The sequence below is a fragment of the Rhizobium sp. BK313 genome (genome assembly GCF_014193655.1).
Lineage (GTDB): Bacteria > Pseudomonadota > Alphaproteobacteria > Rhizobiales > Rhizobiaceae > Rhizobium.
Genome location: NZ_JACHZQ010000021.1, coordinates 1 through 3,742 on the forward strand (window position 1 = coordinate 1; position 3,742 = coordinate 3,742).

Annotated in this window: 1 protein-coding gene; it reads right to left on the reverse strand. The window is 60.2% G+C overall.

The genetic code is table 11. The annotated features are described in order from the left end of the window. A partial coding sequence (locus FHT86_RS37625) for a beta strand repeat-containing protein (protein WP_183869070.1) occupies positions 1-3,742 on the reverse strand: 3,742 nt, incomplete at both ends.

Genomic DNA, 3,742 nt, shown 5'->3' on the forward strand with positions numbered 1-3,742 from the left:
GCCAGTCAAAGTCACAGCACCAGCAACCGTGCTCGTACCGACGATCACAGTACCGCCGTTCAGCGTCGCCGCATTGCCGGTGCCCGTCACGTTCAGCGTGTCGCCTGTGCCCGTCGACGTCACCGTCGCCGTGCCAGCCTCGTTGACGATATCCGAGTTGCCGTTGATCGTCGCCGACGCGCCGGCGCCAATGCTCGCCGTGCCGCTGCTCATTCCGATCGTGTCGCCGGTGCCCGTGACCGTCAGGGTCGAGCCTGTGCCAAGTGCCGTGATCGTGTCGGAGTTGCCCTTCACCGTCGCACCCGTCACACCGCTTTCCAGCGTCACAGTGCCGCTTGTCGCTGTCGCCGTCGCGCTCGATCCCGTCATATCGACAGAAATCCCAGTCCCGCTCGTCGTCACCGTCGCGCTTGCCCGTTCGGTGATGGGGTCTGAGTTGCCGGTCAACGTCAGAGAATCCGACGCTTCAACTGTGACGGTGCCGTTGGAGAGCGTGGCGGTATCGTTGGTCCCCTTGACATCCAGACTGATGCCCGCGCCGCTGGTGACAACACCGGAACTCGTGCCCTCCTCGGTGATGACGAAGTTATCGCCTGTCAGCGTCACAGCACCCGCAACCGTGCTCGTGCCGACCACCACCGAGCCGCCGGCTAGCGTCGCTACATTGCCGGCGCCCGTCACGTTCAACGTGTCGCCGGTTCCCGTCGACGTCACCGTCGCCGTCCCTGCCTCATTAACGATATCCGAGTTGCCGTTGATCGTCGCCGACGCACCGGCGCCCAACGTCACCGTGCCGCTGGCAATTGCGATCGTGTCGCTCGTGCCCGTGACCGTCAGCCCATCACCAGTCCCAAGCGCTGTGATCGTGTCGGAATTGCCCTTCACCGTCGCACCCGTCACATGGTTTTCCAGTGTCACCGTGCCGCTTACAACCGTCGCAGTCGCAGTCGATCCCGTCATATCGACAGAAATCCCCGTCCCGCTCGTCGTTACCGTCGCGCCACTAAGTTCGGTGATCGCATCCCCGTTCCCGCTCAATGTCGCTGTCGCACTCGTCGACAGTGTCAGAGCGCCACTTGTCATCGAAATGGTGTCGCTGGTGCCGGTCACCGTCAGCCCATCACCGGTCCCAAGCGCCGTGATCGTGTCGGAATTGCCCTTCACCGTCGCACCCGTCACGCCGCTTTCCAGTGTCACAGTGCCGCTCGCAACCGTCGCTGTCGCAGTCGATCCCGTCATGTCGACAGCAATCCCGGTGCCGCTCGTCGTCACCGTCGCGCCACTAAGTTCGGTGATCGCATCGCCGTTCCCGGTCAACGTCGATGAATCCGACGTTTCAACCGTCACAGTGCCGTTGTTCACCGTCGCGGTGTCGCTCGTCCCCTTCACATCGAGGCTGATCCCACTGCCACTGGTCACAACGCTCGAGCTCGCACCAAGCTCCGTGATCGCATCCCCATTGCCGGTCAACGTCAGGGAATCTCCGGCCTCGATGGTCACGGTGCCGTTGCTCACCGTCGCGGTGTCGCTCGTCCCCTGTACATCCAGGCTGATGCCTGTACCGCTGGTCACGACAGCGGAACTCGTGCCCTGCTCGGTGATGGCGAAGTTGTCGCCGGTCAAAGTCACAGCTCCGGCAACCGTACTCGTTCCAACGTTCACCGTGCCTTCGTTCAGCGTCGCCGCATTGAAGCTGCCCGTCACGTTCAGCGTGTCGTCCGTGCCGGTCAACGTTACGGTCGCCCTCCCAAGTTCCGTTATCGTATCTGAATTCCCATTCAGGGTTGCCGATTGGCTGACCGCAAACAGCCTCAGCGAGCCATTGTTCATGGCAACAATGTTGCCGGTACCCGATGTCAAATCTACGGAAGTACCCGTCCCCAAAACATTGATAATGTTTGAATCTCCGCCGACGCCAACTCCCGTAGCCCCAATTTCAGTGGTCACTATGGCACCATCGACGTTTGCAGTGGCGTTGCTGCCTACGTCGATGGTGCTTCCTGTGCCACTCGCAGAGACGGTCGATCCCGCTTTCAGGACGATCGCATCCGAACCGCCGGTAATGGTCACCGCATCCGATGCCTCGACCGTCACCGAGCCGTTGCTGAGAGTCGCCGTGACTCCTCGATTCTGGACGTCAAGACTAACCCCATTGCCGCTCGTGACGATATTCGAGAACAGCCCGATAGCAATCACCGCAATATTGTCGCCTGCCAGGCTTACAGCCCCGTTGTAGACGGTGTTGGGAATCTGCTGAACATACACCGTCCCACCGTTTTGAAACGCAGCCACGTTACCCGTTCCGGTGACATAAAGCGTGTCATTAGTGCCGGTGAACGTTGCACTATCTTCTCCGGCCTCGTAGACGTGATCGGAGTTGCCATCAATGGTGACCGAGAAGTCAGCCGACGGAGACTGGGCAAGATGCACCGTGCTGTTGCTCATCCTGACGGTATTTCCGGTTCCTGAGGCCAGATTGAGCGTTGCCGTATTGACAGCAGTGATCGTGTTTGAATCTCCGCTAATGGTCGCCGCTATCCCGCTTTCGAGCGTCACAGAGCCATCAGATAATGTTGCTGTATCATTCGTTCCGGTTACATCGAGTAGATCGCCGGAACCGCTGATTGTGACACTGGTCGCCGCGCCGTTTTCCGATACGGCGTCACCCGCCCCCGTAATCGTCACGGTCGCTCCGGCGGCCACAGTAACGCTGCCGTTGCTGAGAGTCGCAGTCTCAGTTACCTCGCCGCTCATAGCCAACTGAGCTGAGTTGCCGTTGACGATGACATCGGAATTCGGGCCTCTCTCCGTAATTTTAAGATTGTTGCCGGTGAGCGAAACTGCACCTTTTGCACCCGAATTTATAAAATTCACCTGGCTGCCGTCCGCGAGGGTCGCGGAATTACCCGTTCCCGAGACGAGAAGAGTGTTCGCGTTGCCGGTTACCGTCACAGCTGCGCCAGCCTCCGAAATCGTATCCGAAGCACCGCTAATCGTGGTCGACGATCCATAGCCGAGCGACACGGAACCATTTGAGATGGAAACATTGTCACCCGTCCCGGCGATCGACAGTGTGGACCCGGTCCCAAGCGCTGTGATCGTGTTGGAATTGCCTTTGATCGTCGCGCCCGTGACACCGCTCTCGAGCGTGACTGTGCCGCTCGTGGCCGTGGCGGTCGCGTTCGATCCCGTCATGTCGACCGTGATGCCAGTGCCACTCGTCGTTACCGTCGAACTGGCGCGCTGCGTGATCGCGTCCGTATTGCCAGTCAGCGTCAGCGAGTCCGATGCCTCGACAGTCACCGTACCGTTGGAAAGGGTCGCGGCATCGTTGGTGCCCTTGACGTCGAGAGTGATCCCTGTGCCGCTCGTCACCACGCCAGAGCTTGTACCCTGTTCGGTGATCACAAAATTATTGCCGGTCAGAGTGACCGAACCGGCCGTCGTGCTGGTGCCGACCAAAACCGTGCCACCGTTCAAGGTGGCCGCATTGCCCGTACCGGTCACGTTCAATGTGTCACCGGTGCCGGTGGAGGTCACCGTACCGTTGCCAACCTCACTAATGATATCCGAGTTGCCATTCAATGTTCCCGACGCGCCCGCGACGATGTTGAGCGTACCGCTGACCATCGCAATCGTGTCGTTGGTCCCGGCGATCGACAGTGTGGACCCGGTCCCAAGCGCTGTGATCGTGTTGGAATTGCCTTTGATCGTCGCGCCCGTGACACCGCTCTCGAGCGTG